3 protein-coding genes are annotated in these 3,113 nt (G+C 75.4%); all 3 read left to right on the top strand.

Annotation, left to right across the window (positions count from 1 at the left end):
- Nucleotides 1-142: 142 nt before the first annotated feature.
- Entirely contained in the window at nucleotides 143-1,567 is a 1,425-nt protein-coding gene (gene argH / locus ACFV0G_RS31875) for an argininosuccinate lyase (protein WP_380555533.1), read from the top strand.
- A gap of 83 nt (nucleotides 1,568-1,650) precedes the next feature.
- Entirely contained in the window at nucleotides 1,651-2,148 is a 498-nt protein-coding gene (locus ACFV0G_RS31870; RefSeq protein WP_380555531.1) for a sigma-70 family RNA polymerase sigma factor, read from the top strand.
- 303 nt (nucleotides 2,149-2,451) lie between these two features.
- Entirely contained in the window at nucleotides 2,452-2,952 is a 501-nt protein-coding gene (locus ACFV0G_RS31865) for a GNAT family N-acetyltransferase (protein WP_380555529.1), read from the top strand.
- Nucleotides 2,953-3,113 lie beyond the last annotated feature (161 nt).

The following is a 3,113-nucleotide window of genomic DNA, read 5'->3' as shown; positions in this document are numbered from 1 at the left end:
TGTACAAGGTTTTCATTATATATTTCGGTATTCCCTATAATCACCCCCCCCCCCCCCCCCCCGCCGCGCCCCCCCCCCCCGCGCGCCCCCCCCCCCCCCCCCCCCCGGCACCACCCCCTTACCCAGCAGAGGAGCCCATGCGATGAGCGCCGACCAGAACGCCGACGTCCGACTCTGGGGCGCGCGCTTCGCCGACGGCCCCTCCGAGGCGCTGGCGAGGCTGTCCGCCTCGGTCCACTTCGACTGGCGTCTCGCGCCGTACGACATCGCCGGCTCCAAGGCGCACGCCCGGGTGCTGCACAAGGCCGGGCTGCTGGACGACGCCGAGCTGGCCGCCATGCTGGACGGGCTCGACCGGCTGCTCGCGGACGTGGAGTCCGGCGCGTTCACCGGCACCATCGCCGACGAGGACGTGCACACCGCCCTGGAGCGCGGCCTGCTGGAGCGCCTCGGCGCCGAGCTCGGCGGCAAGCTGCGGGCCGGCCGGTCCCGCAACGACCAGATCGCCACGCTGTTCCGGATGTACCTCCGCGACCACGCGAAGATCATCGCGGCGCTGGTGCTCGACCTCCAGCACGCCCTGGTCGGCCTCGCCGAGGCCCACCCGGACACCGCGATGCCCGGCCGCACCCACCTCCAGCACGCCCAGCCGGTGCTCTTCGCCCACCACGTCCTCGCGCACGTGCAGGCCCTCGGCCGGGACGCCGAGCGGCTGCGCCAGTGGGACACCCGCACCGCCGTCTCCCCGTACGGCTCCGGCGCGCTGGCCGGCTCCTCGCTCGGCCTCGACCCGCAGGCGGTCGCCGCCGAACTCGGCTTCGAGCGCGGCTCGGTCGGCAACTCGATCGACGGCACCGCCTCGCGCGACTTCGTCGCGGAGTTCGCCTTCGTCACCGCGATGATCGGGATCAACCTCTCGCGCATCGCCGAGGAGGTGATCATCTGGAACACCAAGGAGTTCGGCTTCATCACGCTGCACGACGCCTTCTCCACCGGCTCCTCGATCATGCCGCAGAAGAAGAACCCGGACATCGCCGAGCTCGCCCGCGGCAAGTCCGGCCGTCTGATCGGCAACCTCACCGGCCTGCTCGCCACCCTCAAGGCGCTGCCGCTCGCGTACAACCGCGACCTGCAGGAGGACAAGGAGCCGGTCTTCGACTCCTGCGACACGCTGGAGGTCCTGCTGCCGGCCTTCACCGGCATGATGGCCACCCTGACGGTGCACCGGGAGCGGCTGGAGGAGCTGGCCCCGGCCGGCTTCTCGCTCGCCACCGACATCGCCGAGTGGCTGGTCAAGCAGGGCGTGCCGTTCCGGGTCGCGCACGAGGTCGCCGGCGCCTGCGTCAAGGCCTGCGAGCAGCAGGGCATCGAGCTGTGGGACCTGACGGACGCGCAGTTCGCCGAGATCTCCGAGCACCTGACGCCGGAGGTCCGCTCGGTGCTCAGCGTGCACGGCGCCATCGCCTCCCGCAGCGGCCGCGGCGGCACCGCGCCGAGCGCGGTCGCCACCCAGCTCGCCGAGGTCAAGGCCGACCTCGCCGCCCAGCAGGAGTGGCTGGCCTCCTGAACCGTGCCCGGACGGGGGCGCGCCGGGTGTCGCGGCGCGCCGGCGCCGCCCCCCCCCCCCCCCCCCGACTCGTTGCGGCCGGTGTGAGCGATCCGCTGCCCCTGGCCGAACTCCGGCGCGCCCTGCTGCCCCTGCTCGCCGCACTCGCGGTCGCCGTCCCCGACCGCGAGGAGCTGGAACAGGCCCTCTGGCTGCGCCTACTGGAGCGGCGGGCCGGCCCCGGCCTGCCGCGCGACGGGCTCGGCTGGCTGCGCGGACAGGCGGTCCGCGAGGCGCTGGCGGCCCGCCGGGCGGCCGACCGCGAGACCCCGGTGCCGCGGGTGGCCCGCCGCCACCCGGAGCCGTACGAGGCGCTGCGGACCGCCGAGCTCGTGCGCGCGGTGCGGCGGGCCCTGGAGACCCTGCCCGGCAGTTGTCCGGAGCTGCTGCGGGCGCTCTCCGGGGCACCGGAGCTGACCTACCGGGAGCAGGCGGAGCGGCTCGGCATGCCGCGCGGCAGCCTGGGCCCGGTCCGCTCGCGCTGCCTGGGCCGGCTGCGCCCGCTGGTCGCCGCCCGCTGGGCGGACTGGTCGGCGGAGTGAGCCGTCCGCGGCACGCCCGGGCGGAAACCGCCCCCGGACGTGACGCTCGCCACGTCGGACGGCCGGAAGGTTGAGAATCGGCGACGCCTGGGTAGAGCGGTGGCGAACGTCGTGCTTGACGGTGGTCCGACCGCCCGGATACTGAGCGTGAGCGCAGAACCGGCGGTGCCGCGTCCCACCACCGTCCGGTCCGCCGTTCCGCGCTATCCCGGGCCGGGCAGATCCCCGCCCGGGCCCTCAGGCCGGGCACCGGTGCCAACCCTCGACCGCGCACCGGGCAGAAACGATGGGGAGAACCCGCACATGGGCATGAGTGTGATCATCACGCCGGCGGCGCAGGGCGACGCGGAGCAGATCCTCAAGCTCCAGTACCTCGGTTACCAGTCCGAGGCGGAGCTCTACGGCGACTGGGGCCTGGAGCCCCTCACCCAGACACTGGACAGCCTCCGCGCCGAACTGGCCGACGGCCACGCCGTGGTGGCCCGCCTCGGCGACGAGGTCGTCGGCGCGGTGCGCGGCCGGGTCGACGCCGAGGGCACCGGCCGGATCGGCCGCCTGGTCGTCCACCCGCGGATGCAGCGGCACGGCCTGGGCAGGCGGCTGCTGGAGGCGGTCGAGCAGAGCCTGCTGGACGAGGGCGGCGTGCGCGCCTTCGAGCTGTTCACCGGCCACCGCAGCCTCGGCAACCTGCGGCTGTACACCCGCCTCGGCTACCACCAGACCTCGGTGCGCGAGGTCAGCGGCCGGCTCTCGGTGGTGACCCTCCGCAAGCCCGCGGTCGTCCCGCTGGCGGCCTCCGCCTGACCCCGGCACCACCCGCGAGCGGGCCCCCGCCCCCCGGCGGGCGGGGGCGCGGGGGGGTGGGCGCGGGGGGGCGCGGGGCGCGCCGGGCGGGCGGCGGGCCGCCCGGCCGCTGCGGCTGGCCCGGTTCGCCTGGGTGCGGCCCGGGCCGGACGGCCTGGTGC

Origin of the sequence: Kitasatospora sp. NPDC059571 (genome assembly GCF_042735675.1) — a bacterium.
GTDB lineage: Bacteria > Actinomycetota > Actinomycetes > Streptomycetales > Streptomycetaceae > Kitasatospora.
The sequence above is the reverse complement of the archived record's forward strand: the minus strand, read 5'-3'. Positions and strand labels throughout refer to the sequence as shown.

Bases quoted from the DNA above. Each gene is read 5' to 3' on its own strand.
- ACFV0G_RS31865 (WP_380555529.1), top strand. From the start codon at position 2,452: ATGGGCATGAGTGTGATCATCACGCCGGCGGCGCAGGGCGACGCGGAG.
- argH (WP_380555533.1), top strand. From the start codon at position 143: ATGAGCGCCGACCAGAACGCCGACGTCCGACTCTGGGGCGCGCGCTTC.